The organism is Agromyces sp. NPDC058484, from assembly GCF_042720415.1.
Classification (GTDB): domain Bacteria; phylum Actinomycetota; class Actinomycetes; order Actinomycetales; family Microbacteriaceae; genus Agromyces.
On record NZ_JBHXMP010000023.1, the window covers coordinates 32,334 to 54,973 of the forward strand.

The following is a 22,640-nucleotide window of genomic DNA, read 5'->3' on the forward strand; positions in this document are numbered from 1 at the left end:
AGGTCGGGCGCGCCCTCATACGGACATCCGGTCAATCTTAGGATGTCGCGCGCGCGCCTGGAATTGGAGGATGCGCGATCGCACGGCGAGCGCCGCATAGATGGCCCATCGCACCGGCGCGAGAAGCGGTCCCCGATACCGGCGACCGATGAATCGGCGCGCACTCGCGTGATGGGCGGCGACCATGCGCGGCGCCTCGGCCGACGTCGAGTGCGCGCCTGTGTGCACGACGCGCGCAGACGGCACGTAGACGTTGCGGTGGCCGGCCTGGGTCATCCGTACCCCGAGGTCGACATCCTCGAAGTACATGAAGTACTCCTCGTCGAATCCGCCGATCGCATCGAATGCGGACCGGCGAACGAGCAGGCACGAGCCCGACAGCCAGCCGGCGGCCCGGGGCTCATCCGATGGATCGTGCGCGGCCCGGTACGTGCGCGTCCAGGGATTGCCCTTCCAGATGTTCGCGAACAACGCGTGACCGATCCCGGTTCGCAGCGACGGTACCGCGCGCGCCGACGGGTAGGTCGTCCCGTCCTCATTGAGCACCCGAGGGCCGACGGCACCGATCGACGGATCCGCCTCGAGCTGCGAGACGAGGTCGTCGAGCGAGCCGGGAAGGAGCCGCACATCGGGGTTGCTGATCAACACCCACGCGACCTCGGGCGCGAGCAACCGGGTGGCCGCGTTCACGGCCCCGCCGTAACCGGCGTTGCGCTCCATCGAGATGTACCGGGCACCGGATTCGGCAGCGATCGACCTGGCCTCGGCGCTCGGCGCATTGTCGACGATGAGCAGTTCGTATGGTCGGCTCGTCGCGTCGCTCAGCGACGAGATGAGCGTGGGAAGCACCTCGCCCGATCGATAGCTCACGGTGACGACGGCGAGGGCTGGCGTGGAACTCACTGGTCGGCTGGATCGCTCTCGAAGGTCACGTCGGTGAAGACCGGCCCCCATGATCGCGGGTTCTTGCGGACCCGGAACTGCGCCGCCTGGTTCTCGCGAGCGATCTCCTGGCGCTCGGATCCCATCACCGCGATGGTCACGCCGTACTCACCGGATCCGATCGGCACCTGCGGCAACGTGAACCGCACGCGTCGTCGGCCGTCGAGGGGGCCGATGGGGTCCTGACCGAGGCTTCCGGTCGTCGCGCCCGTGACGAGTTGTCCGAACGGGTTGTCGACGTGCAGGCCCACCCCCCACGATGACGCGGGCCGTACGCCTTCGACCTCGACCTCGACCGTGATGTCATCGCCGGTTTCGAACACGTCGCTCGGGTTGCCGTCGGCGTCGAGGGTGCGAACGGAACGGATCTCGGCTCGTTCGCCGGCTTCCACGATCTCGGCGGCCTCGGTCGGAGTCGACGCGGCGAACCCGGAACGGAGGATGCTCACCGCGTCCTCGGGGTCGCCGTCGAACACGACGCCGCCCTTCGCGAGCACGATGGCACGGTTGCACATCTCGGTGATCTGGCTGAGGGTGTGCGTGACCAGGATGATCGTGCGGCCCTCCTCCTGGAAGGCGCGGATCTTGTCGAGGCACTTCCTCTGGAACGCCTCGTCGCCGACCGCCAGCACCTCGTCGACGAGGAGGATGTCGGGATCGACGTGGATCGCCACGGCGAACGCGAGGCGCACGTACATTCCACTGGAGTAGAACTTCACCTGGGTGTCGATGAACTCGCCGATTCCCGAGAAGTCGACGATCTCGTCGAAGTGCTCGTCCGTCTCCTCGCGGGAGAGCCCGAGGATCGACGCGTTCAGGTAGACGTTCTCGCGCCCGGTGAGGTCGGGATGGAAGCCCGCGCCGAGTTCGAGCAGCGCGGCGAGCTGCCCGCGACGCTGCACTCGACCCTCGGTGGGCTGGATGATGCCGCCGATGGTCTTCAGCAGCGTGCTCTTGCCGGATCCGTTCGGGCCGATCAGCCCGATCGTGGTGCCCGCCTCGATCTCGAGGTCGATGTCGCGGAGCGCCCAGAAGTCCTCACGGTGTATGGCACCCCGGCGGAAGTTCGTGAGGCGCTCCTTGATGCTCTTGTCCTTGCGGATCACGAATCGTTTCGAGACGTTCTCGACGCGGACGACGGGCACGGGTGCGGTGGTGGTCACGGCTCACAGCTCCTGGGCGAAGTCACCCTGCAGCCGCGAGAAGACCCGCTGCGACAGGAAGAGGAGGACGAGACCCACCAGGGCGGCGATCACCATGCGGACGGCGAGGTCGGCGGCGGTGATCCCGAGGTCGGAGCCCGACCAGAACGTCATGTGGAACCCGAGGACCGCGAGGGTGATCGGGTTGTCGATGAAGATCTGCAACGCCCATTCCGGCAGGACCGACGAGACCTGCTCGATCGAGTACACGATGGGCGACGCCCACATGAGCAGGAGGAGCACGACCTCGACGAGGTACTGCACATCGCGGAGGTAGACGTTGACGGCGGAGAGCACGAGAGCGCACGCGGCCGCGTAGATGAGGATGAGCACGACCGATCCGACCGCGAACAGGAGGGATGCATCGAACCGCATCGTGCCCACGAGCAGCGCCGCGGCGAGGAGGATGGCCAACTGGATCACGAAGTTGAACAGCGACGACCCGATCGTCGCGAGCGGAAACACCTCGCGCGGCAGGTAGACCTTCTTGACGAGGCCGGCATTGGCCAGGATCGAGCCCGTGCCGCCGGCGACGATCTCCATGAAGAGCGTGTAGATCGTCAGCCCGCCGAACACGTAGATGGCGAAGTTGTCGATCGAGCGGGCTGCGCCGAGGAACTGGCCGACGACGACGTAGTAGATGAGCAGCTGCGTGAGCGGCCTGGCAAGGCTCCACAGGAATCCGAGGGCGCTGTCCTTGTAGCGGGCCTTCAGCTCGCGACGGGTCAGCATGCCGAGGAGCTCCCGGCGTTGCCAGATGTCCTTGAACGAGGATGCGATGCCCGCCAGCGTCTCGGGCGGCGAGCCGGCGTCCTGCCAGGCGAGACCGGCGAGCCGCGTTCGGCGCTCATGCATGGGTGCCCCGGTGTCAGACATGCGGGGGCTCCTCCAGGAATGTCATGGACGCGCGAACCGAGTGATCCGCCCCACGAGGATACCGCACGCACTCTGCGTGGAAGCCGCGTGCCCCGGGCCCTCGGCTACACTCGGGCGAGTGACATCCGTCAAGTCAACCCTCGGACGCATCGCCCGACGAATCTTCCCGGTCGGCTCCCCTCCCAGGCGCGTCCTCGCGGCGACGAGGCGAGGGCTCAACGTCGGGCGGCACGAGTTCACGACCGTGATCGACCTCACCGCGCCGCATCCGCGTCGCCCGGGCCTCGACACCTACGACGAGTGGCGCAAGCAGCTCGAGCGCGACGGTGAGGCGACGAGCCCCGTCACCGACTCCTCGACGACGTTCACCGTTGTGATCGAGACCCGGCCAGGCGACGAACCGGCCGGGCTCGCGGCGACCCGCCGGTCGATTCGCGAGCAGGTCGGTGTGAAACCCGTCGTGCTCGACGTGGCTGCGGGAACCCCGCTGGCCGACGTGCTGGAGGGCATCGACACGGACTTCGTGCTGTTCCTCGAGGCCGGATCCATCCTCGAGCAGGATGCGCTGGCAGAGCTCGCGCACGCGCATCGCGTCGATCCCTCGCTCGAGGTCATCGGCTTCGACACCGACACACTCGACGGCGGTCGGCGCATCGACCCGCATTTCCGCCCCGAGTGGTCGCCCGAGATGCTCCTGGGCGCGAACTACCTCGGCCGCGCGTTCGCGATCAAGGTCGGATGCGCTCGCCGGGTCGACGGCGTCCACCTCGACGATCACGGGATCTGGCGTCTGCTCCTGGCCGCGGATCTCAGCCGCCGCACGGTCGGCCGGGCGGCGAAGGTGCTCATGTCCGAACCGCGCCGCGCACGCGCACTCGCGACCACACGTGACGCCGCGATGGTCGGCGAGGTGCTCGCGGCTCGAGGTGAACGTACCGAGACGAGCGTCGAGCACGGCGTCGTGAGGGTCCGCTTCATCCCCGCGACCTGGCCGAGCGTCTCGATCGTGATCCCCACACGCCACGGCCGCGACAATCTCTCGCGGCTGCTGCCGTCCCTCGCGCGCACGGAGTACCCGGCCTTCGACGTCACCATCATCGACAACGGCGGGCAGACCGACGAACGCGACGAATGGTACGTCGCAGCCAAGGGCGACCTCGACCTGCGAGTGCTCTGGTGGACCGAACAGCCGTTCAACTACAGCCGCGTCAACAACGTGGCCGCGCGCGCGAGCGCCGGTGAGGTCGTCGTGATGCTGAACGACGACACCGAGGTCGTCGAGCCGCGGTGGCTGCAGGAGATGGTCGGCCTGCTGCTGCGCGACGGGATCGGGACGGTGGGGCTGCAACTGCGCCAGGGCGACGGCCTGATCCAGCACGGGGGCGTCATGCTGGGACCCGGCGGATTCGCCGACAACCTGTTCACCGGGATGACGCCGGGATCCGACACCATCGTGGGATCGACCGGTTGGTATCGCGACACCCTCGCCGTCACCGGAGCCTGCGTGGCGATCCGCCGGTCGGACTTCGAGGCGGTCGGCGGGCTCGATGAGCGATTCATCCTCTGCGGCAGCGACGTCGTGCTCGGTCTCGACCAGGTGCTCCGCGGGCGGCGGAACGCCGTGATCCCGTTCGACACGGTGCGCCACTACGAGTCGATCACCCGTGGCACGTCGGTTCCCGTCGAGGACTTCTACGCGAGCTACTGGCGGTACCACCCGTGGCTGGCGGCCGGTGACCCGTACCTCTCGCCGAACGTCTCGCGCCTTTCGGCCGTACCCCGGTTCCGCAACGTGCGCGACGAGAACCCCGTGAAGCTCGCACTCGATGTCATGGGTCGTGCCTTCATGCAGGTGAAGCAGGGTTCGTCGATCTCCGAGGAGGCGACTGGACTCATCCACCAGGCGTCCGTGTCCCGCGCCGACGTCGACCGGGTGCGAGCCGACCACGCTGCGGCCGAGGGCTTTCACGAGGTCGAGACGATCAACTGGTTCATCCCCGACATCGACATGCCGTTCTTCGGCGGGTTGAACACCGCGTTCCGCATCGCCGAGAAACTCGCGCTCGAGCACGGCGTGCGGAACCGCTTCGCGTTCCTGGCGGCGCCGAACGAACCCTTCTTCCGCTCCGCCCTCGTCGCGGCATTCCCGGGGCTGGCCGGTGCGGAGATCCACTTCTACGACGGCACCGAAGCGAGCATCGCAGCGCTGCCGCCGGCTGATGCCGCCGTTGCGACGCTCTGGCTCACGGCGGATCACGTGGCGAAGGCCTCCGGCGTGCGTCGCAAGTTCTACCTCATGCAGGACTACGAGCCGGGCTTCTACCCGGCGAGCACGCTGTACGCGATGGCCGAGGAGACGTACCGCCTCGGCCTGTACGCGATCTGCAACACGAAGAGCATGTACGAGATCTACACGGGGCTGCACGGCGGCAAGGCGATGTACTTCGACCCGGCCGTGGATCGCACGATCTACCACCCCGAGGGCCGGCGCGAGAAGGCTGCAGACGAGCCCGTCACGATCTTCGTGTACGCGCGCGACCACTTCCGCAACTGCTGGGAGCTGGCCTACGCGGCACTGCGCGAGATCAAGCGGATCCACGGCAACGGGGTGCGTATCGTCGCCGCGGGTGCACGGTACCTGCCCAAGACGGCCGACTTCATCGACCTCGGGCTGCTCGACTACCGCGCGACCGGGGCGATCTACCGTGAGACCGACATCGGGCTCACCCTCCAGATCTCGCGTCACCCGTCGTACCTGCCGCTGGAGCTGATGGCGTGTGGCGTGCCGATGGTCGCTCCCGACAGCTCGTGGTTCAGCTGGTTGTTCGAGAGCGGCGAGAACTCGCTGCTCGCGATGCGCACGTACGAGGACATCGTCGAACAGCTCGATCGGCTCGTGCGAGACTCGTCGTTCCGCAAGCGACTCTCGGAGGGTGCGCTCGCCACGATCGATGCGTCACACTCCAGCTGGGATGCGGCCCTCTCAGACGTTTACGAGTACCTCTGCGATCCCGAGAAGACCGCCTGACGAACCCCGGATGATGCCGCCGACACGCGTCGTCGAACCCTCGTCGGCGCGCTTGCGGCCCTTACCGTGGGGTCATGCGCGCGCCGATCGACGGTGCATGAGTCAAACGGGGGCGGCGGGGCGCGGCTGATCGGGGGTCTGCACATGGAACGGCGTCGTTCTTCTCGCCACCTTGCAATGATGGCGATCTGGGCTCTGCTCGCCGGACTGCTGGGCATCGTCGCACCTCTCGCGGCGTCGCATGGGAACCGAGCCGAGGCGGTGACCGGAGCCGACTTCGACCCTGGCGACATCATCGCCGACGGCATCTTCTTCAACAGTTCGGCGATGAACGAAGCGCAGGTGCAGGCATTCCTCAACGCGCAGGTTCCGAACTGCGCCGCCGGCAATGGTTGGCCCTGCCTCAAGGACCTCCGCACGGCGACGAGCTCCCGATCGTCCTCGGGAACGGGGCACTGCGCCGCATATCAGGGCGAGCCGACGGAGACCGCAGCTCGAGTCATCGTCAAGGTCGCGCAAGCGTGCGGCATCAACCCCCAGGTGCTCATCGTGATGCTCCAGAAGGAGCAGGGGCTCGTGACGGCGACCTCGCCGACGGAACGGCAGTACCGCGTCGCTATGGGCTACGCATGTCCGGACACCGCGCCGTGCGACACCCAGTACTACGGATTCGCGAACCAGGTGTACATGGCGGCGTGGCAGCTGCGGCAGTACACCAACTTCCCCGACCGGCGATACAAGGTCGGCGCTGTGAGCATCCAGTTCCATCCGAACACGGCGTGCGGGAGTACGGTCGTGAACATCGTGAATCAGGCGACCGCCAACCTCTACAACTACACGCCGTATCAGCCCAACGCCGCCGCCCTCGCGAACCTCGGCGGGACCGGAGATGCCTGCAGCTCCTACGGCAACCGCAACTTCTGGGTGCACTTCAACAACTGGTTCGGCCCGACGACGACCGCCGACAACCCGTTCGGGAACGTCGAGCAGGTCAGCACGAGTCACGGAAAGCTGCGGATCTCCGGCTGGGCGATCGATCCCAACACCGCGAGCCCGATCGACCTCCACGTGTACATCAACGGCGTCGGCCATCGAGTCACGGCCGACCTGGCGCGCTCCGATGTGGCGGCCGCATTCCCCGGTTTCGGACAGGCGCACGGGTTCGATCGCACCTTCGATCTCCTCGGCGGGGCATATGAGGTCTGCATCTACGGCTACAACGTCGGCGCCGGCGGGCACACGCTGTTCGGCTGCCCGAAGGCCGCGGTTCCCTCCGGGGCCCCGTTCGGCACGGTCGAGGCAGTCACCGTCGGCGAATCGTCGATCACCGTCAGTGGATGGGCCATCGACCCCGACACGGCGGAATCGATCGCGGTGCACGTGTACGTCGACAGCGCCGGCGCCGCGTTCCAGGCAGCGCTCGACCGCTCCGATGTCGCGCGGGCCTATCCGGTCTACGGTCCGAAGCACGGTTACTCGCAACAGCTCGCCGTGCAGCCCGGTGCGCACGATGTCTGCGTGTACGCCATCAACACCGGTGCCGGCGGGCACACGCTCCTCGGCTGCAACCGAGTCGACGTGCCCGGTCCACCCGGGACGATCCCCGAGCTGGGTCGGGCACCGCTTGGCAACTTCGAGGCGGCGACGCCGAGCGGTGGTCAGTTGACCGTCTCCGGGTGGGCGATCGATCCCGACACGAGCGCATCGATCCCGGTGCACATCTACATCGACGGCGTGGGCACTGCGTATGCTGCGGATCGGGAACGCGATGACGTCGGATCGGCCTACCCGGGGTACGGCTCGCGGCACGGCTTCTCCGAGCAGATCGCCGTGGCTCCCGGCCCCCATGACGTGTGCGTGTTCGCCATCAACACGGGCCCGGGTCCGCACACGCTGCTCGATTGCCGCACCGTGGTCGTTCCCGCCCTCGACGGCGGACGCGTGCCGTTCGGGAACTTCGAGGCCGCCGTCGCGACGACGACGGGGATCGAGGTCATCGGCTGGGCGCTCGACCTCGATACGACAGGGCCCATCCCGGTGCACGTCTACGTCGATGGCGTGGGTGCCGCGTATACGGCGGACGAGCCGCGTGCAGACGTCGGTCGTGCCTACCCCGGGTACGGGGAGGGGCACGGATTCCGTGAGACGATCGCGACCGCTCCGGGTAATCACCGGGTGTGCGTCTACGCCATCAATCTCGGCGGCGAGCCGCACGCACTGCTCGGATGCCGGACCCTGACGTCCTGAGCGAGGGCGGCGCCCAGATCCTGTGAGCGCCGTCGGCTACACTCGGTGAGGTTCGTCTGTGCCGCCGCGGCAGCGGCAGGCATCGGCTTCAGACTTCGAACGGGTGTTTCTTCGTGCAGCAATCTCCTCGTGCCATCCCGGCTTGGCGAGCCTTCCTCATCGCCTGGGCATCGATCGCGGCCCTTTCGATCGCGTGGGCGATCGCGACGCCGCTCGGCGCGAGTCCCGATGAGCCGGCCCACCTGATCAAGGCGGCCTCGGTCGTGCGCGGCGAGTTCATCGGCGAGGTGACCGACCAGCCCGCGGTCACCCGGGTCGACGTGCCCGAGGGGATCGCGGAGTCGAAGGGCTGGACCTGCTACGCGTTCCAGCCCGGAGTGCCGGCCGCCTGCATGGACTTCACGGAGGAGAGCACGGGGCTCGAGCCGTCGACGACCAGTGCGGGGCTCTACCAACCGTTCTACTACGCCATGGTCGGCTGGCCGTCGTTGTTCATCCAGAACACCGAGGCCGCCGTGCTCGCGATGCGGGCCGTCAGCGCGCTCATCTGCTCGGCGTTCCTCGCAGTGGCGTTCACGATGCTCATGCGATGGTCCGGACGTCTCATCGTCGGCATCGGCGTCATCGCCGCGATCACGCCGATGTGGTTCTTCCTCGCCGGGGCGGTGAATCCGAATGCCCTCGAGGTGGCGTCAGGACTCGCCCTGCTCACGGCGTTCCTGGCCGTGTTGAAAGACGGCTCCGCCCGCGTGCCGAGGGCATTCGACCTCGGGGTCATCGCCGTGAGCGCGATCGTGCTCGCGAGCAGCCGGTCGATGTCACCACTCTGGGTCGCCATGATCGGCATCATGGCACTCATCTACGCACCGCCAGGCCGGCTCAAAGAGCTGATCCGGATGCCGCGGGTCATGGTGACCCTCGGACTCGTGTTCGCGGGTGTTGCGGCCGCTGCCGGATGGATCCTGTTGACGGGAACGCTCGGATCCATGGGCAACTTCCCGGGTGCCGAGACCTCGCCGCGGGTCGCCTTCGTCACGATGCTGACCGATCGGTCGTTCGATCCGGGCATGATCGGCGTGTTCGGGTGGCTCGACACCTTCATGCCGCCGTACGTCTACGCCCTGTGGTGGGCGCTGTTGTTCGGCACGACCATCCTCGGACTCGGCCTGGCTCGCGGACGCAAGGTCGCGGGCGTCGTGGTGGGAATCGCCGGCGTCTACCTCATCCCCGCCATCGTGCAGGCGGTGTCGATCGGGTCGTCGGGATTCATCTGGCAGGGCAGGTACGCACTGGTCCCGCTCGTCTGCGTCGTGGTGTTCGCCTCGGTGGCGATCGCCGACCGCTTCGGCGATCGTGGCTCCGTCCTGCGCCTCTACGTCATCGTCGCCGGGTTCGTCGCGCTCGGTCAGTATCTCGCGTTCACCGTCGCGCTCTCGCGGTACGCCGTGGGCGCCGGGGCGCCCGGCCTGTTCGCGATGTACCGGGACGCCGTGTGGGCGCCGCCGGGCGGCATCGTGCTGTGGGTCGTGATCGCGGTCGCAGCCATTCTCGCGATGCTCGGCACCGTCGGATGGGTGGCATGGCGCGGTACGACGGAGCCCGCGCGTGAGGCTCTCTCCGATTCGCAGGAGGCGCCGACACTCGCGACGACCCTGCGGTAGATCAGCGCCGCGACGTCTCGAACGGCTCGAGATTCGGCGTCGACGGGCTCGCCTGGATGTCGAGCTGAAGAGAGCTGATCAGCATCTGGGTGCCGATCATGAGCGGCAGCGCGGCGAGCATCACCGTGCCCGCGGTGGCGATGACCGAACCCACGATCACGAACCCGATCCACACGGCGACGCCGAGCCCGAAGACGAACGACGCGAGGCCGAGGAACAGCAGCAGCGCGATGGGGGAGAACGACCACAGCACGTACCGGTACCAGATTCGCCGCCAGAACCCGCGGAAGAGCAGGTCGAGCAGCTCGGGCACCACCTTGCGGAGGCTGATGCTCGACACCTCGTCGCCGTAGACGGCCGGCACCGGGACATCCACGGCCGAGACCTGCTGGATGTTCAGGTGGATCAGGAAGTCGTTCTCGAATGAATAGCGCTTGGCGACGTGTTGCAGCGGGATGTTCCGCAGCACCTCGGTGCGCACCGCGGTGTAGCCGTTCTGCGGGTCGAACAGGTGCCAGTAGCCCGACGCGAGCTTCGTCATGAACGAGAGCACGATGTTGCCGAACACGCGGTGGCGCGGCATCCCCTCGAAGGATTCGGGTGCGAAGAAGCGGTTCGCCTTCGCGAACCCGAATCCGCCGTCGGTCACCTTCTCGAGCAGCGCCGGAAGGTGCTGCGGATCCATCTGGGCGTCGCCGGCCATCACGACGTTCACGTCGGCGCCGAGCTCCATCGCCGCGCGATGCCCGGTGATGATCGCACCGCCGACGCCCTGGTTCACCTCGTGGCGGATCAGCGTCACCCGGGGGGAGTCCATCGATCGCACGACGTCGCTCGTCGCATCGGGACTGCAATCGTCGACGATCACGATGTGATCGACGAAGTCGGGCATCGTCTCGATGACGATGCCGATCATCGCCTCTTCCTTGTAGGCGGGGACGACCGCCGCGATCACTGCGCCCTTGTACATCTACGCTCGGCTCTCTCTCGGGTCTGCCGCGAACACCCAGTAGCGGTACGCGAAGTAGTTCCAGATCGTCATCGCCACGGTGGCGACGACCTTTCCCACGACCCAGCCGGCGCCGGTCAGGTCGACGGATGCCACGATCAGCACGCTGGCCGCGGTGTTGAACGCCACGAGCGCGGCGTACTTGAGCATCGCGATGCCGTGCGGCGATCTCGATGTGAAGGCGAACAGGCGCTGCACCGTGTAGGTGAAGAAGAAGCTGATGAGGAACGCGAGACCGGTCGCGAGCCACAGCGGCCACCCGAACACCCTGTGGAACAGCGCGAGCAGGCCGAGGTCGACGAGGAATGCTGCGCCACCCGCGATCAGGTACCGCACCGCGCTGTGGCCGAGCAGACGCCGCACCACGTCAGCCGCGGCCCGTCTTCGCGATCGCGGCATCGATGACCTCGTGCGGGGGCAGGATCGTGGCGCGCTCGGCGGCGGCGTCGGAGGTGCCCTCGACCAGGTCGAGGAAGTGCGAGAACTGCGTGGTGAGCGGCTCCTGCGAGGTCACGAGCTCGGGGATCTCGATGACCGTCTGCTGACGGTAACCCCTGCCCTCGTCGACGAGGTTCTCGGACACATGATGGTAGACCGTGACATCCCGGCGCAGCAGGTCGACCTCGATCAGGCGTTCCGCCTCGTTGATCGAGAGCTGCCGGATCTTGCGCTGCCCGATGCGGCTCGCCGAGACCTGCGCGATCGCTCCGTCGCCGAAGCCGAGCAGGGTCTCCGCGACATCCTCCGCACTCTCGGCGGAGTCGGGGTGGAAGTAACCCAGTCGGGACTCCACCGACGTCGGCGCCGAGCCGATGAGGTTGATCGCGAGATCGACGTCGTGCACGAGGAGATCCCAGGCGACACCCGTGCGGATGCGCGGCGCATAGGGCGAGTGACGGGCAGCGGTGATGTGCAGCGGGTGCTCGATGAGCGCGCGGGCGGTCATCACGGCCGGGTTGTAGCGTTCGAGCAGCCCGCAGACCAGCGGAAGGTCTCGCGTCTCGGCGAGCGCGACGATCTCGCGCGTCTTCGCCAGGCTGTCGGCGACGGGCTTCTCGATGAGCAGCGCCGTGTCGTCGTTCAGCACCCGCACGGCGAGTTCGTAGTGGGCTTCGGTCGCCGCGGCGACGACAACGGCGTCGATCTCGGCGAGGTCGGGAAGTTCGGGCGCCCATTCGGCGCCGAACCGTTCGGCGACCTCGGTGCCGACGGCCTGCCGCGGGTCGACGAGCAGGGCGAGCTCGGCACGCGGCGATTGCGCGATGACCCGGGCGTGGTGCGATCCCATGGTTCCCGCGCCGATCAAGGCGACGCGCACCGGCGCGGTCATCGTGCGGCCCCCGTGACCTGGCGCACGGCCGTCACGATCGCCTCGAGCTCGTCGTCGGCGAGGTGGTGGTGCACCGGCAGCGAGACCACTTCGCGAGCGATCCGTGCTGCCACCGGGGTGTCGGCGGCCGCGACCCTGGGGTGGGTGCGGTAGGCGTCGTAGTCGGTGACCAGGCGCGGGTAGTAGGCCCCGCTTCCGACGCCGAGCTCGAGCAGGCGCTCGGCGAACTCGTCTCTCGTGATGCGCGCGTCGTCGGTGACGCGGATCGTGTACTGGTGCCAGACGTGCTCGCGACCCGGGAGCTCGCGGGGCAGCACGATGCCCGGGGCATCCGCGAGGCCTTCGGTGAGGCGGGCCGCATTGCGGCGCCGGGTCTCGACGATCGCCTGATACCGGGCCAGTTGGGGGATGCCGACCGCCGCCTGGAGGTCGGTGAGCCGGTAGTTGTGCCCGGCCATCACGTATTCGTACCGGGCGCGCATGCCCTGGTTGCGGAGCACCCGGAGCCGGTCGGCGAGCGCCTGGTCGTCGGTGGCGATGAGCCCGCCCTCGCCGGTGGTGAGGTTCTTCGTGGCGTACAGCGAGAAGGTGCCGAGACCGTAGCTGCCGGCCGGGCGCCCCCGGTAGGTGGCGCCGTGGGACTGCGCCGAGTCCTCGAGGATGCGCAGCCCGCGTGAGCCGGCCAGCTCCTCGATCGGCGCCATGTCGGCCATCTGGCCGTAGAGGTGCACCGGTGCCAGCACCTTCGTACGGTCGGTGATGCGTTCGCGAGCGGAGTCGGGGTCGAGGTTGAAGTCGTCTTCGCGGATGTCTGCGAACGTCGCCGTCGCGCCGGCCTCGAGGATCGCATTCAGCGTGGCGACGAACGTGAACGGCGTCGTGAGCACCTCGTCGCCGGGCTGGAGGTCGAGCACCTCGATCGCTGCCACCAACGCAGTGGTGCCGTTGTTCACGGCGATCACGTGGTCGAGGCCGAAGGTCGCGGCGAACTCGTCCTCGAGCTGTTTCACCTTGGGGCCCTGCGCGATGGAACCCGACCGGAGCACCTCGAGAACCAGTTGCTCTTCCTCGGGTCCGAACTGCACGCGTGTGATGGGGATCATGCTTCCTCGTGGGCTAGATTGCAAGGTGCGGGTCGCGACGATCTGCGATTCCCGCCCCCGATACCCTACCTTCTCGCGCGAAAGGCGCCGTTCGGTTCAGGAAGGTCGCCGTGAACGCGATTCACCCCACCGCTGTGATCAGTGGAGACGTCACGCTCGGCTCGGGCAACACCATCGGGCCGTTCGCGGTGATCACCGGCCCCGTCGTCATCGGCGACGGCAACTGGATCGGCGCCGGCGTCGTCATCGGGGCGCCGCCCGAGGTGCGGTCGTTCGAGCATCCCCGCGGCGATGCGACGGCGGCGGTTGCGGCGTCGGCCGGCGGCGGCGTGCGGATCGGCGATCGGAACGTGATCCGCGAGTACGCCCAGCTGCACTCGGGGTGGAAGGCCGAGACGGTCGTCGGCGACGACGCGTTCATCATGAACCAGGTCTACGTGGCGCACGACTGCGCCGTCGACGACGGCGCGACGCTCGCGTCGAGCGTGCTCCTCGCCGGGCATGTGCACGTGGCGGCGGGCGCGAACATCGGTCTCGGCACCACCGTGCACCAGTTCCGCTCGATCGGGCGGGGAGCGATGATCGGCATGTCGTCGGTCGTCACCCGGGACGTACCCGCGTTCGCGAAGGCCTTCGGGAATCCCGCCGCCGTTCGCGGCGCGAACGTCATCGGCATGGAGCGCTCCGGCGTCGCCGCCGAACTGGTCGAGGCGCTCCGGCGGATCTACGGCGGCGAGCACGTCGACCTCGACGCCGTCGCCGGCACGATCGCCGACGCCGAGATGCGGGCGGGCGTCGAGGAGTGGATGGCGCGGCGTTCGCAACCGGGTGAGCGCGCGTGAGCGACCCGAAGCCCGCGCGACGCGCCCGCGCGGCGCTCTTCTGGGCGCCGTTCGCCGTCTTCGCCCTGCTGGGTACCCTCTGGTCGCTCGCCTCGCCCGTGTTCAGCGTGCCCGACGAGAACGCGCACGCCACGAAGGCGATCGCCCAGGTGCGGGGCCAGGTGATCGGCTACACCCTTCCCGACGTCAAGCACATCGTCGTCGACCTGCCCGACGGGTACCAGTACCCCCCGAACATGCTGTGCTTCGCCAGGCAGCCCGACGTGCCCGCATCGTGCGGGGCCGAGCTCGGCGACATCGAGGGCGACGACCGGTTCAACACCTGGGTCGGCGCATACAATCCGGTCTACTACTACCTCGTCGGGTGGCCGAGCCTGATCTTCGACGGCAACGCGAGCGTCTATGCGATGCGGATCGCGAGCTCTCTCCTCGGTGCGGCCCTGCTCGCATGGGCGTTCCTCGCCGCGGCATCCGGCGCCCGTTCACGGTGGATGCCGCTCGGCGTCGCCTTCGCCGCCGCGCCGATGAGCATGTACCTCATCGGCGCGGTCAACCCGCAGGGCGCCGAGATCGCCGCGGCGGTCGCGGTGTGGGCGGGCGTGCTCCGGCTGCTCGAGACATTCCGAGACCCGGTCGACCGCCTCGCCCTCACGCGCACCTGGCTGTGGGCCGGCGTGACCGTGGCGTCGATCGTGCTCGTCACCTCCCGCGCACTGGGACCGCTCTGGCTCGTGGCGATCGTCGGGCTCTGCTTCGTCGCGAGCGGCTGGCAGCCCGTCAGGCGGCTGTTCACCACGGCGTCGAGCTGGTGGTGGCTCGCCGCCATCGCCGCCGGGGGACTGTTCTCCATCGGCTGGACGCTCGCGGGCGGGAGCCTCTCGAACCAGGCCGAGGCATCCGACGCTCCGCTCGTGAACGCCACGTTCCTCCACGGCTTCGCGTACGTGCTCCGCACGACGCCCGTCTACGTGCACCAGGCGGTCGGGCACTTCGGCTGGTTCGACGCCACGTTGCCGGTCTGGGCGTACTGGCTCTTCATCGCCGCGTTCGCCCTGGTGGTCGTGCTCGCGTTCATCGCGACGCGTCGGCGCAGCGTCATCGCGCTGGCTGCCGTCGTGCTCGCCGCGCTCCTCGTGCCCGCCCTCGTGCAGGGCTACAGCGTGCACCAGACCGGCATCATCTGGCAGGGGCGCTACGGGTTGTTCCTGTACCTCGGCATCACCATCGTCGCGGCCTGGCTGCTCAGCCGCGACGCGCCGGCGCTCGGCTACCTGGCACCTCGTGCCGCATGGGTGGGCGCCTCGCTCCTCGCGGGTTTCGGGGTCCTCGCCTTCGCGCTGGTCATGGTGCGCTACGTCATCGGCGGGCAGGCGCCGCTCGGCCAGATGCTCTCGGACCCTCAGTGGCAGCCCCCGCTCGGGTGGCCCGTGCTCGTCGCCGCGTACGCGCTGGCCTCGCTGGCCCTCGTCGCGCTCGTCGGCGGCACCGCGCGGGCTGTCGCGAGACGAGAACGCGACCTTGATGCGGTGTCGGATGCCGCAGCCGACACCGCGGCGGAAGCGGAAGCGCCGGCACGTGGCTGAACCCCGCGTCGCGATCGCGTACGACTGCCTGTACCCGGTGCACACCGGCGGCGGCGAGCGCGTCTACCGGCGCATGGCCGAACTGCTCGTCGATCGCGGCTCGAAGGTGACCTACGTCACGCGGGCGGACTGGGCAACGGATGCCGCGCCGCGGGCGCGCTTCGACATCGCCGGCGTCTGGCGCGGCGAGATCGCCGACGAGACCGGCACGCGCACCGCGTGGAGCGCGGTCGCCTTCGCCGGAGCCCTGTTCCGGCACTTCGTGCGCCACCGCGGCGCCTACGACCTCGTGATCGTGGCCGCCCTCCCGGTGCTCAACGTCTTCGCGGTCCGCCTCGCGCTCCTCGGGTCGCGCACGGTGGTGGCCACCGACTGGCTCGAGATCTGGCCCTGGCGCAAGTGGCGCGGCTACTCGGGCGCCCTCGTCGGAACGATCGCCTTCGTGCTGCAGTCGCTCGGCGTGCACGTCGGTCGCATCCAGACCGTGAACAGCGGGTTCACACGGGCGCGGCTGCTGCGGCACCGCCGGCGCGCCGATCCCGTCGTGCTCGGCCTGGTCGACCTCGTCGGCACGGCAGCGGATGCCTCGGGCCCTGCGTCCTCGCCCCCGTACGCGCTCTTCGTGGGCCGGCACATCCCCGACAAGCGGCTCGACGCCCTCCCCGCGGCGCTCGCGGCGGCGCGCACGACCATCCCCGACCTCGAGGTGGTCGTCGCCGGGTCGGGTCCCGAGACCGAGGCCGCACGTCGCGCCGCGGATGCCGCGGGCGTCGCCGAGGTCGTGCGGTTCGCCGGGCGCGTGCCCGACGCCGAGCTCGAGCGGCTCCTCGCCGCCGCCGCCGTGCTCGTGAACCCGTCCGCGCGCGAGGGGTTCGGCCTGGTCGTCGCCGAGGCGGCCGCTCACGGCACGCCGTCGGTCGTCGTCGCCGGAGACGACAACGCGGCGGCCGAGCTCGTGGTCGACGGCGAGAACGGGTTCGTCGCGGCATCCGTCGCTCCCGCGGTGCTCGGCGAGGCGATCGTGCGGGCCGTGGCAGGGGGTGCGGAGCTGCGCAGGTCGACGTCGTCGTGGTTCGAGAGGGAACGCACCGTGCGGTCGCTCGACCGGTCGGTCGTTGAGATCGTCGACCGCTGGCGTGCGGTCAGCGCCCGCTGACGGACCCCGCGTCGGGCGTGAGCGCGTCGAGCAGCGCGGCGCGCGTCGCGGCCGCCGTGGTGTGCCACGAGAACTCGGCCGCACGGGCGAGGCCGGCTCGCGACATCCGCTCGCGTTCCGCCGGCGAGTCGAGCACGGAACGCATCGCGCGCGCGATCGCGGCGGGGTCGTCGGGGTCGACGTAGACGGCGGCGTCGCCGGCGACCTCGTGCATGACGGGGATGTCGGACACGATCACCGGGCAGCCGCGCGACATCGCCTCGAGCGGCGGAAGGCCGAAGCCCTCGAATCGCGTCGGGAAGACGAGCGCGGTCGACTCGGCGTACAGCCGGTCGAGGTCGTCGCGACCCAGCCAGCCGCGCAGGTCGACGTGGGCGCCGAGTCCGAGGCGCTCGACCACGGGCGCGAGCGGGTCGTCGCCGTGGCTGCCGGTGATGACCAGGGTCGGCCGGTGCGACGGGTCGATGCGGGCCAGGGCGTCGAGCAGGGTCTCGAAGCCCTTGTGCGGCATCCGGTTGCCGACGGCGAGCAGCTGGGCGTCGCGACGCGGCGTCGGTGCGGCCTCGACGCCCGATGCGGCCTCGACGCCCGACGCGGCGCGGGCGGGCGTCGACCCCGCGAGCGGGGTCACGACGACCCGATGGGCCGGCACGCCGAGGAACTCGACGATGTCGTCGCGCGAGGCCCGGCTCACCGTGAGGATGCGGCGAGCGGCCCGCGCCGCGATGCGGATCATCGTACGGAGGACGCGCGAGTACGCTCCCGGCACGTACTCGGGGTGACGGAACGCGAGCAGGTCGTGGATGGTGAGCACCACCGGCACCCGCGACCGCAGCGGCCCGAAGTTCGCCGGGCAGTGCACGAGGTCGGCGCCGTGCCGGCGAGCGGCGCGGGCGATCGTGAACAGCTCGCCGCGCGCCCAGGCGATGCGGTCCTCGCCGCTCAGGCCCGAGTCGATCACCCGGCCCGGGAACCAGGGAGCGCCCCGCGCGGCCAGCTCGCGCGATGCGAACGCCACGTACTCGAGCTCGGGGTCGGCGGGCTCGAGCCGCGAGTACACCTCGCGGACGTACGACTCCATGCCGCCCTTCGTGCCCGTGAAGAAGAGCAGGTCGACGAGCACGCGCCTCACGTGTCGCCCCCGGTCTCCACTGCGTCGGTCCCCGGTCCCTGAGCCTGTCGAAGGGCGCGGATGCCTCGTGCGAGCCGTCGCCGGCGGGCGAGCTCGTAGACGACCGCCGACGCCAGCTCGGCGATGAGCAGTCCCAGGAACACCGCGGCGAGGCTGCCGAGGGCGAGCCCGGCCGCGGCGAGCGCGAACGCGATGACGGATACGAGCGCGCGCAGCCCGGTGAGCAGCCGAACCTCGCCGGCGCGCCGCAGCGCCGCGAACGGGATCGTGGTCGCGAGCGATGCGGCGCGCCATGCGCAGGCGAGCAGCAACGGCACAAGGGTCGCCGATTGCGTCCACGCCGCGCCGAAGACGAATCCGAACGCGCCGGTGAACTCCAGCACGAGCAGCGCGACGACGGCCGCGAGCACGGATGCCGCGGCGACGACGATGTCGAGCCCCGAGTGCTCCTTGAGCAGCCGCAGCCGCATGAAGTTCAGGGGGATGGCGAGCAGCCCCGAGACGGTCGCGATCGACGTGAACAGCACGGCGTCCGCCGGTCCGAGGAACGCCAGGATCATCGTGTTGAGCAGCGGGTAGATGACGCCCGTGATCGCGGTGTCGGCGATGACCCAGCCCATCACCGCGGGCTCGGGCCGGCTCGCCTTGTGGTCGACCGGCAGGCACCGCACGCACGTCGCGAACGCGATGCCGGCGACGAGCGGGACGAGCGCCCAGCCCTGCTCGGCGAAGCCGGCCAGCACGCCGGCGAGCGCGCCGAGGCCGACGACCACGGAGGCGACGATCTCGCGCCGATCGAGCCGCTCGGCGACCGAAACGCCCCGGCCGACCTCGAGCGCCGCGATGAGGATCGGAAGCCCGATCGCGAGCACCACGGCGTTCGGCGGGACGACCGCGATGACGACGGCCGTCACGACCGAGATCGCCGCGAGCCACAGCGGGAAGACCACCCGGCGCTCGGTGGCGGCCGAGCTCAGCCGGGATTCGACGACCACGGCGAAGGTCAGCTGGCCCGCGAAGGTGGCGACGAGCACCGCGACGGCGAGGAAGCCCTGCTCCTCGTCCGAGAACAGGCGCGACGAGATCGACACCGTCGCCGCCGGGATCACCGCGAGCGAGATGCCGCCGAGCAGCGTGATGAGGCTGAGCGCCGCCCGCCGCATGCGCAGCGGTGCCGGCATCTGCTCCGTCACCGCGTCACCGCCGTGGCCCGGCCGCCGACGGTGCGCCCCAGCGCACCCTCCCCTCGGCCGAGGAAGACCCACCAGCCGTCGGCCACGGTGTTGGTCGAGCGGTGGCGCAGCCCGAACGCGAGCCCGCCGAAGACGAACGCGAACCGCCACCACCACGGGTACGGATGCCGCATGACGAGCCGGCCCAGACCTCGGCCGTAGGCGCGCAGCTTGCGCCGCCGCTCCGCCGGCGAGAGGCCGCTCGGGTCGGCGATGCCGCCGACCGACACGGCGGGGGGAAGCCAATCGAACGCGCGCGCGAGATCGGGTCGCCGTTCGACCAGCCGCAGCAGGAGGTCGGTCGCCTCACCCGCCTGCCACGGCGTCGGCGCGCCGGTGCCGAGACCTGGATCGAACCCGCCGAGCTCGTCGAAGACCGACCGCCGGATCAGGAGCCCCATCTCGATCACGTTCCAGACATTCCAGCGGTCGAGCGGTGCGCCGTGGCCGGGCAGGGAGAACTTCGGCCCGTGCTCGTCGACGACGGTGAGCGCGCCGGCCTCGAGCCCGGATGCCGCCGAACGGATCGCGTCGAGGCATCCGTCGGGAAACCACGTCGTGTCGTTCGGAAAATGCAGGAGCCGCTCGCCGGGAGGCAGCGCCGCGACACCGGCGTTCCGGCCCCGTGACGCACCGCGCGGCGACGTCGTGACGTCGATGGCGAAGCCGTCGCCACGGAAGCGCCCGGCGAGCGCCTCGACCTCGGCGAGGTGATCCTGCGCGACGAGCACGAGCCGGTCGTCGGGGTGGACCTGCCTGGACAGCGATCGCAGCAGACGCTCGAGCGGTTCCGCACGCCCGAGCGTCGAGACCACGAGACCGAGATTCACAATGCACCCATTCTGTACGATGGGGAGGTTGCCGCCGCGTATCGACAGGATTCCGCCCCCATGGCCACCTCCACCGAGACGGTCGAGCTCTCGATCGTCATGCCGTGCCTGAACGAGGCCGAGACGCTCGCCGTCTGCATCGACAAGGCGCAGGGTTACCTCGAGCGCAGCGGCGTGGTGGGCGAGGTCGTCATCGCCGACAACGGCTCGACCGACGGCTCGCAGGACATCGCGCGGGCGCACGGCGCACGCGTCGTCGACGTGCCGGCGAAGGGCTACGGCAGCGCTCTCATGGGCGGCATCGAGGCCGCGCGCGGCGAGTACGTCATCATGGGCGACGCCGATGACAGTTACGACTTCTCGAGGCTCGACGCGTTCGTCGAGCGGCTGCGAGCGGGCGACGAGCTCGTGATGGGCAATCGTTTCAAGGGCGGCATCGCCGAAGGCGCCATGCCGCCGCTGCACAAGTACCTCGGCAACCCCGTGCTGTCGTGGATCGGGCGTGCGCTGTTCCGGTCGCCGATCGGCGACTTCCACTGCGGTCTGCGCGGGTTCAACCGAAGGGCGATCGAGAACCTCCACCTGCAGACCACCGGCATGGAGTTCGCGAGCGAGGTCGTGGTGAAATCGACCCTCGGCGGGCTGAGGGTCTCCGAGGTGCCCACGACCCTCGACAAGGACGGCCGCAGCCGTCCGCCCCATCTGCGCAGTTGGCGCGACGGCTGGCGCCACCTGCGGTTCCTCCTCATCTTCAGCCCGCGCTGGCTGTTCCTCATCCCCGGCGCCGCCGGGTTCTTCCTCGGACTCCTCGGCACCCTGTTCATCAGCTTCGGGCCGATCATCCTCGGCAACGTGGGGTTCGACGTCGCCACCCAGGTGTACCTCGCGGCGTTGACCGTGGTCGGGTACCAGTCCGTGCTCTTCGCGATCCTCACGAAGATCTACGCGCAGCACGAGGGATTCCGCATCCCGAGGTCGCGCAACTTCGATCGCCTCGAACGGCGCATCAGCCTCGAGAGCGGAGCGCTCGTCGGGCTGCTGCTGTTCCTCGTCGGCCTCGGCATCGCGATCTGGCAGATCTCCGTGTGGGCGGCGGCCGGCTTCGGCGCCCTCGATCCGCTCGACACCCTCCGCACTGCGGTCCTCTCCGCGCTCCTCATGATGCTCGGTGCGCAGACGATCATGGCGGGCATGTTCCTCGGCGTCCTCAACGTGGGCCTCAAGCGGGACCGGTGATGGCCGAACCCGCACGTCCGCGCGTCTCCGTCGCCCTCGGCACGCACAACGGCGCGACCTACCTGCGCGAGCAGCTCGAGAGCATCCTCGCCCAGACGCATCCGGTCGGCGAGATCGTGCTCTCCGACGACGCGTCTCGCGATGGCACCGTCGAGCTCGCCGAGCGCGTGATCGAGGAGCATCGGGCGACGGATGCCGCGACACCCTCGCTCGTCGCGCTGCGCAACCCTGTGGCGCTCGGCGTCACCGCGAACTTCGAGCAGGCGCTGGTCGCGGCATCCGGCGACGTCGTCGCACTGAGCGACCAGGACGACGTCTGGCACCCCGACCGCGTGGAACGGGGGCTCGCCGCCCTCGCCCGGCGCCCGGGTGCCGAGGTCGCCGCCGCCGAGGCCAGGCTCGTCGACGACGGCGGCGCCCCCCTCGGGCGCACGCTCTTCGAGACCCTCGGCATCGACGAGGCCCTGCGCCGCCGCCTCGAATCGGATGCCGCGTTCGACGAGCTCCTGAAGCGGAACGTCGTCACCGGCGCGACGATGATGGTCGCGCGGTCGCTCGTGCAGCGTGCCTCCCCGTTCCCGGCGAGCTGGGTGCACGACGAGTGGCTGGCGGTCGTGGCATCCGTGGGCGGCGGTCTCGCGATCGTCGCCGACCCGGTGATCGACTACCGGCAGCACGGCGGCAACCAGATCGGCGTGACCCGCCTCGGCCCGGGCGGCAAGGTCGCGCGGCTGCGCGAGCCGCGCACCGATCGCAACGCCCGGCTGTTGGCGCGCGCGCAGGATCTCGCCGACCGCCTCCCCGGGATCGCCGGCGACGATGCGCGCGTCGCGGCATCCGTGCGCTCGAAGCTCGCGCACGAGCTCGTGCGCCGGCAGCTCCCCGCCCGCCGACTCCGCCGCATCGGCCCGGTGTGGCGCGAATGGCGCACCGGCGCCTATGGCCGGTACGGCCTCGGCGCGCAGGACGTGCTGCGCGACCTCGTGCAGCCGGTCTGACCGTCGCTCCCCGAGCTCCCGGAGCGATTCGCCGTCGGAGCGGCGCCCGCGGTTCCCGGTGGGAGCGGCGCCCGCGGTTCCCGGCTGGGAGCGGCGCCCGCGATTCCCGGCTTTCCGCGAGACGCGCCGCACAAATCCGGAACTCGCAGGGAATCTCCACGGTGGCATAGGACGGCACGTGGCCCACGCTTCTCGCGAGTCCCGTGTTTCTGCGGATGGAGCCGCGGAAATAC

Annotated in this window: 18 protein-coding genes; 8 read left to right on the forward strand and 10 right to left on the reverse strand. The window is 69.7% G+C overall.

The window, feature by feature from the left end:
* Positions 1–15: 15 nt before the first annotated feature.
* The 3 genes from ACFWN7_RS16280 to ACFWN7_RS16290 are packed head-to-tail and all read right to left on the reverse strand — an operon-like array spanning position 16 to position 3,020.
* Entirely contained in the window at positions 16–903 is an 888-nt protein-coding gene (locus ACFWN7_RS16280) for a glycosyltransferase family 2 protein (protein ID WP_376939902.1), read from the reverse strand.
* Positions 900–2,105: an ABC transporter ATP-binding protein gene (locus tag ACFWN7_RS16285; RefSeq protein ID WP_376939903.1), complete on the reverse strand. Its 1,206-nt coding sequence runs from the start codon at positions 2,103–2,105 to the stop codon at positions 900–902. The genes ACFWN7_RS16280 and ACFWN7_RS16285 overlap by 4 nt, the downstream gene beginning before the upstream one ends.
* A 3-nt stretch (positions 2,106–2,108) precedes the next feature.
* Positions 2,109–3,020, reverse strand: a complete 912-nt coding sequence (locus ACFWN7_RS16290) for an ABC transporter permease (protein ID WP_376939904.1) — start codon at positions 3,018–3,020, stop codon at positions 2,109–2,111.
* 118 nt (positions 3,021–3,138) lie between these two features.
* On the opposite strand from ACFWN7_RS16290, the gene ACFWN7_RS16295 reads away from it, so the two are divergent.
* The 3 genes from ACFWN7_RS16295 (at position 3,139) to ACFWN7_RS16305 (ending at position 9,956) form a co-directional block, all read left to right on the forward strand.
* On the forward strand, positions 3,139–6,048 hold the full coding sequence (locus ACFWN7_RS16295) for a glycosyltransferase (RefSeq protein WP_376939905.1): 2,910 nt from the start codon (positions 3,139–3,141) through the stop codon (positions 6,046–6,048).
* 180 nt (positions 6,049–6,228) lie between these two features.
* On the forward strand, positions 6,229–8,295 hold the full coding sequence (locus ACFWN7_RS16300) for a hypothetical protein (RefSeq protein WP_376939906.1): 2,067 nt from the start codon (positions 6,229–6,231) through the stop codon (positions 8,293–8,295).
* A 113-nt stretch (positions 8,296–8,408) separates the two neighbouring features.
* Positions 8,409–9,956 (forward strand): DUF2142 domain-containing protein, encoded by a 1,548-nt coding sequence (locus ACFWN7_RS16305; RefSeq protein ID WP_376939907.1) that lies wholly within the window; start codon positions 8,409–8,411, stop codon positions 9,954–9,956.
* A 1-nt stretch (position 9,957) separates the two neighbouring features.
* Here ACFWN7_RS16305 and ACFWN7_RS16310 read toward each other — a convergent pair whose 3' ends face one another.
* From ACFWN7_RS16310 to ACFWN7_RS16325, 4 genes are read right to left on the reverse strand one after another with little or no spacing between them, the layout of a single operon-like run.
* Positions 9,958–10,926, reverse strand: a complete 969-nt coding sequence (locus ACFWN7_RS16310) for a glycosyltransferase family 2 protein (protein ID WP_376939908.1) — start codon at positions 10,924–10,926, stop codon at positions 9,958–9,960.
* Complete coding sequence (locus tag ACFWN7_RS16315; RefSeq protein WP_376939909.1) at positions 10,927–11,328, reverse strand: GtrA family protein; 402 nt, start codon at positions 11,326–11,328, stop codon at positions 10,927–10,929.
* 4 nt (positions 11,329–11,332) lie between these two features.
* Positions 11,333–12,295 carry a Gfo/Idh/MocA family protein gene (locus tag ACFWN7_RS16320; RefSeq protein ID WP_376939910.1) on the reverse strand — a complete coding sequence of 321 codons (963 nt, stop codon included), beginning with the start codon at positions 12,293–12,295 and terminating at the stop codon, positions 11,333–11,335.
* Positions 12,292–13,398, reverse strand: a complete 1,107-nt coding sequence (locus ACFWN7_RS16325) for a DegT/DnrJ/EryC1/StrS family aminotransferase (RefSeq protein WP_376939911.1) — start codon at positions 13,396–13,398, stop codon at positions 12,292–12,294. The genes ACFWN7_RS16320 and ACFWN7_RS16325 overlap by 4 nt, the downstream gene beginning before the upstream one ends.
* A 110-nt stretch (positions 13,399–13,508) precedes the next feature.
* On the opposite strand from ACFWN7_RS16325, the gene ACFWN7_RS16330 reads away from it, so the two are divergent.
* Genes ACFWN7_RS16330 through ACFWN7_RS16340 form a run of 3 tightly spaced genes read left to right on the forward strand, consistent with a single transcriptional unit; the run spans position 13,509 to position 16,979 of the window.
* A complete protein-coding gene (locus tag ACFWN7_RS16330) occupies positions 13,509–14,240 on the forward strand; it encodes a UDP-N-acetylglucosamine acyltransferase (RefSeq protein ID WP_376939912.1) in 732 nt (243 codons plus the stop codon).
* Positions 14,237–15,823: a DUF2142 domain-containing protein gene (locus ACFWN7_RS16335; protein WP_376939913.1), complete on the forward strand. Its 1,587-nt coding sequence runs from the start codon at positions 14,237–14,239 to the stop codon at positions 15,821–15,823. Before ACFWN7_RS16330 ends, ACFWN7_RS16335 begins: the two co-directional genes overlap by 4 nt.
* Positions 15,816–16,979: a glycosyltransferase family 4 protein gene (locus ACFWN7_RS16340; protein ID WP_376939914.1), complete on the forward strand. Its 1,164-nt coding sequence runs from the start codon at positions 15,816–15,818 to the stop codon at positions 16,977–16,979. The genes ACFWN7_RS16335 and ACFWN7_RS16340 overlap by 8 nt, the downstream gene beginning before the upstream one ends.
* Here the strand turns inward: ACFWN7_RS16340 and ACFWN7_RS16345 are convergent.
* The 3 genes from ACFWN7_RS16345 to ACFWN7_RS16355 are packed head-to-tail and all read right to left on the reverse strand — an operon-like array spanning position 16,966 to position 20,173.
* Positions 16,966–18,111: a glycosyltransferase family 4 protein gene (locus tag ACFWN7_RS16345; RefSeq protein WP_376939915.1), complete on the reverse strand. Its 1,146-nt coding sequence runs from the start codon at positions 18,109–18,111 to the stop codon at positions 16,966–16,968. The two genes, ACFWN7_RS16340 and ACFWN7_RS16345, sit on opposite strands and share 14 nt — an antisense overlap.
* Entirely contained in the window at positions 18,108–19,304 is a 1,197-nt protein-coding gene (locus tag ACFWN7_RS16350) for a hypothetical protein (RefSeq protein WP_376939916.1), read from the reverse strand. Before ACFWN7_RS16350 ends, ACFWN7_RS16345 begins: the two co-directional genes overlap by 4 nt.
* Positions 19,301–20,173: a glycosyltransferase family 2 protein gene (locus ACFWN7_RS16355; protein WP_376939917.1), complete on the reverse strand. Its 873-nt coding sequence runs from the start codon at positions 20,171–20,173 to the stop codon at positions 19,301–19,303. Before ACFWN7_RS16355 ends, ACFWN7_RS16350 begins: the two co-directional genes overlap by 4 nt.
* A gap of 60 nt (positions 20,174–20,233) precedes the next feature.
* On the opposite strand from ACFWN7_RS16355, the gene ACFWN7_RS16360 reads away from it, so the two are divergent.
* Together ACFWN7_RS16360 and ACFWN7_RS16365 are read left to right on the forward strand one after the other, a co-directional pair.
* Positions 20,234–21,409, forward strand: a complete 1,176-nt coding sequence (locus ACFWN7_RS16360; protein ID WP_376939918.1) for a glycosyltransferase family 2 protein — start codon at positions 20,234–20,236, stop codon at positions 21,407–21,409.
* A complete protein-coding gene (locus ACFWN7_RS16365) occupies positions 21,409–22,407 on the forward strand; it encodes a glycosyltransferase family 2 protein (RefSeq protein ID WP_376939919.1) in 999 nt (332 codons plus the stop codon). Before ACFWN7_RS16360 ends, ACFWN7_RS16365 begins: the two co-directional genes overlap by 1 nt.
* Positions 22,408–22,640 lie beyond the last annotated feature (233 nt).

What these genes read in the sequence shown, in the direction of transcription:
- ACFWN7_RS16290 (WP_376939904.1), bottom strand. Translation starts at nt 3,020, where the DNA reads ATGTCTGACACCGGGGCACCCATGCATGAGCGCCGAACGCGGCTCGCC.
- ACFWN7_RS16300 (WP_376939906.1), top strand. Translation starts at nt 6,229, where the DNA reads ATGGCGATCTGGGCTCTGCTCGCCGGACTGCTGGGCATCGTCGCACCT.
- ACFWN7_RS16310 (WP_376939908.1), bottom strand. Translation starts at nt 10,926, where the DNA reads ATGTACAAGGGCGCAGTGATCGCGGCGGTCGTCCCCGCCTACAAGGAA.
- ACFWN7_RS16320 (WP_376939910.1), bottom strand. Translation starts at nt 12,295, where the DNA reads ATGACCGCGCCGGTGCGCGTCGCCTTGATCGGCGCGGGAACCATGGGA.
- ACFWN7_RS16325 (WP_376939911.1), bottom strand. Translation starts at nt 13,398, where the DNA reads ATGATCCCCATCACACGCGTGCAGTTCGGACCCGAGGAAGAGCAACTG.
- ACFWN7_RS16360 (WP_376939918.1), top strand. Translation starts at nt 20,234, where the DNA reads ATGGCCACCTCCACCGAGACGGTCGAGCTCTCGATCGTCATGCCGTGC.
- ACFWN7_RS16365 (WP_376939919.1), top strand. Translation starts at nt 21,409, where the DNA reads ATGGCCGAACCCGCACGTCCGCGCGTCTCCGTCGCCCTCGGCACGCAC.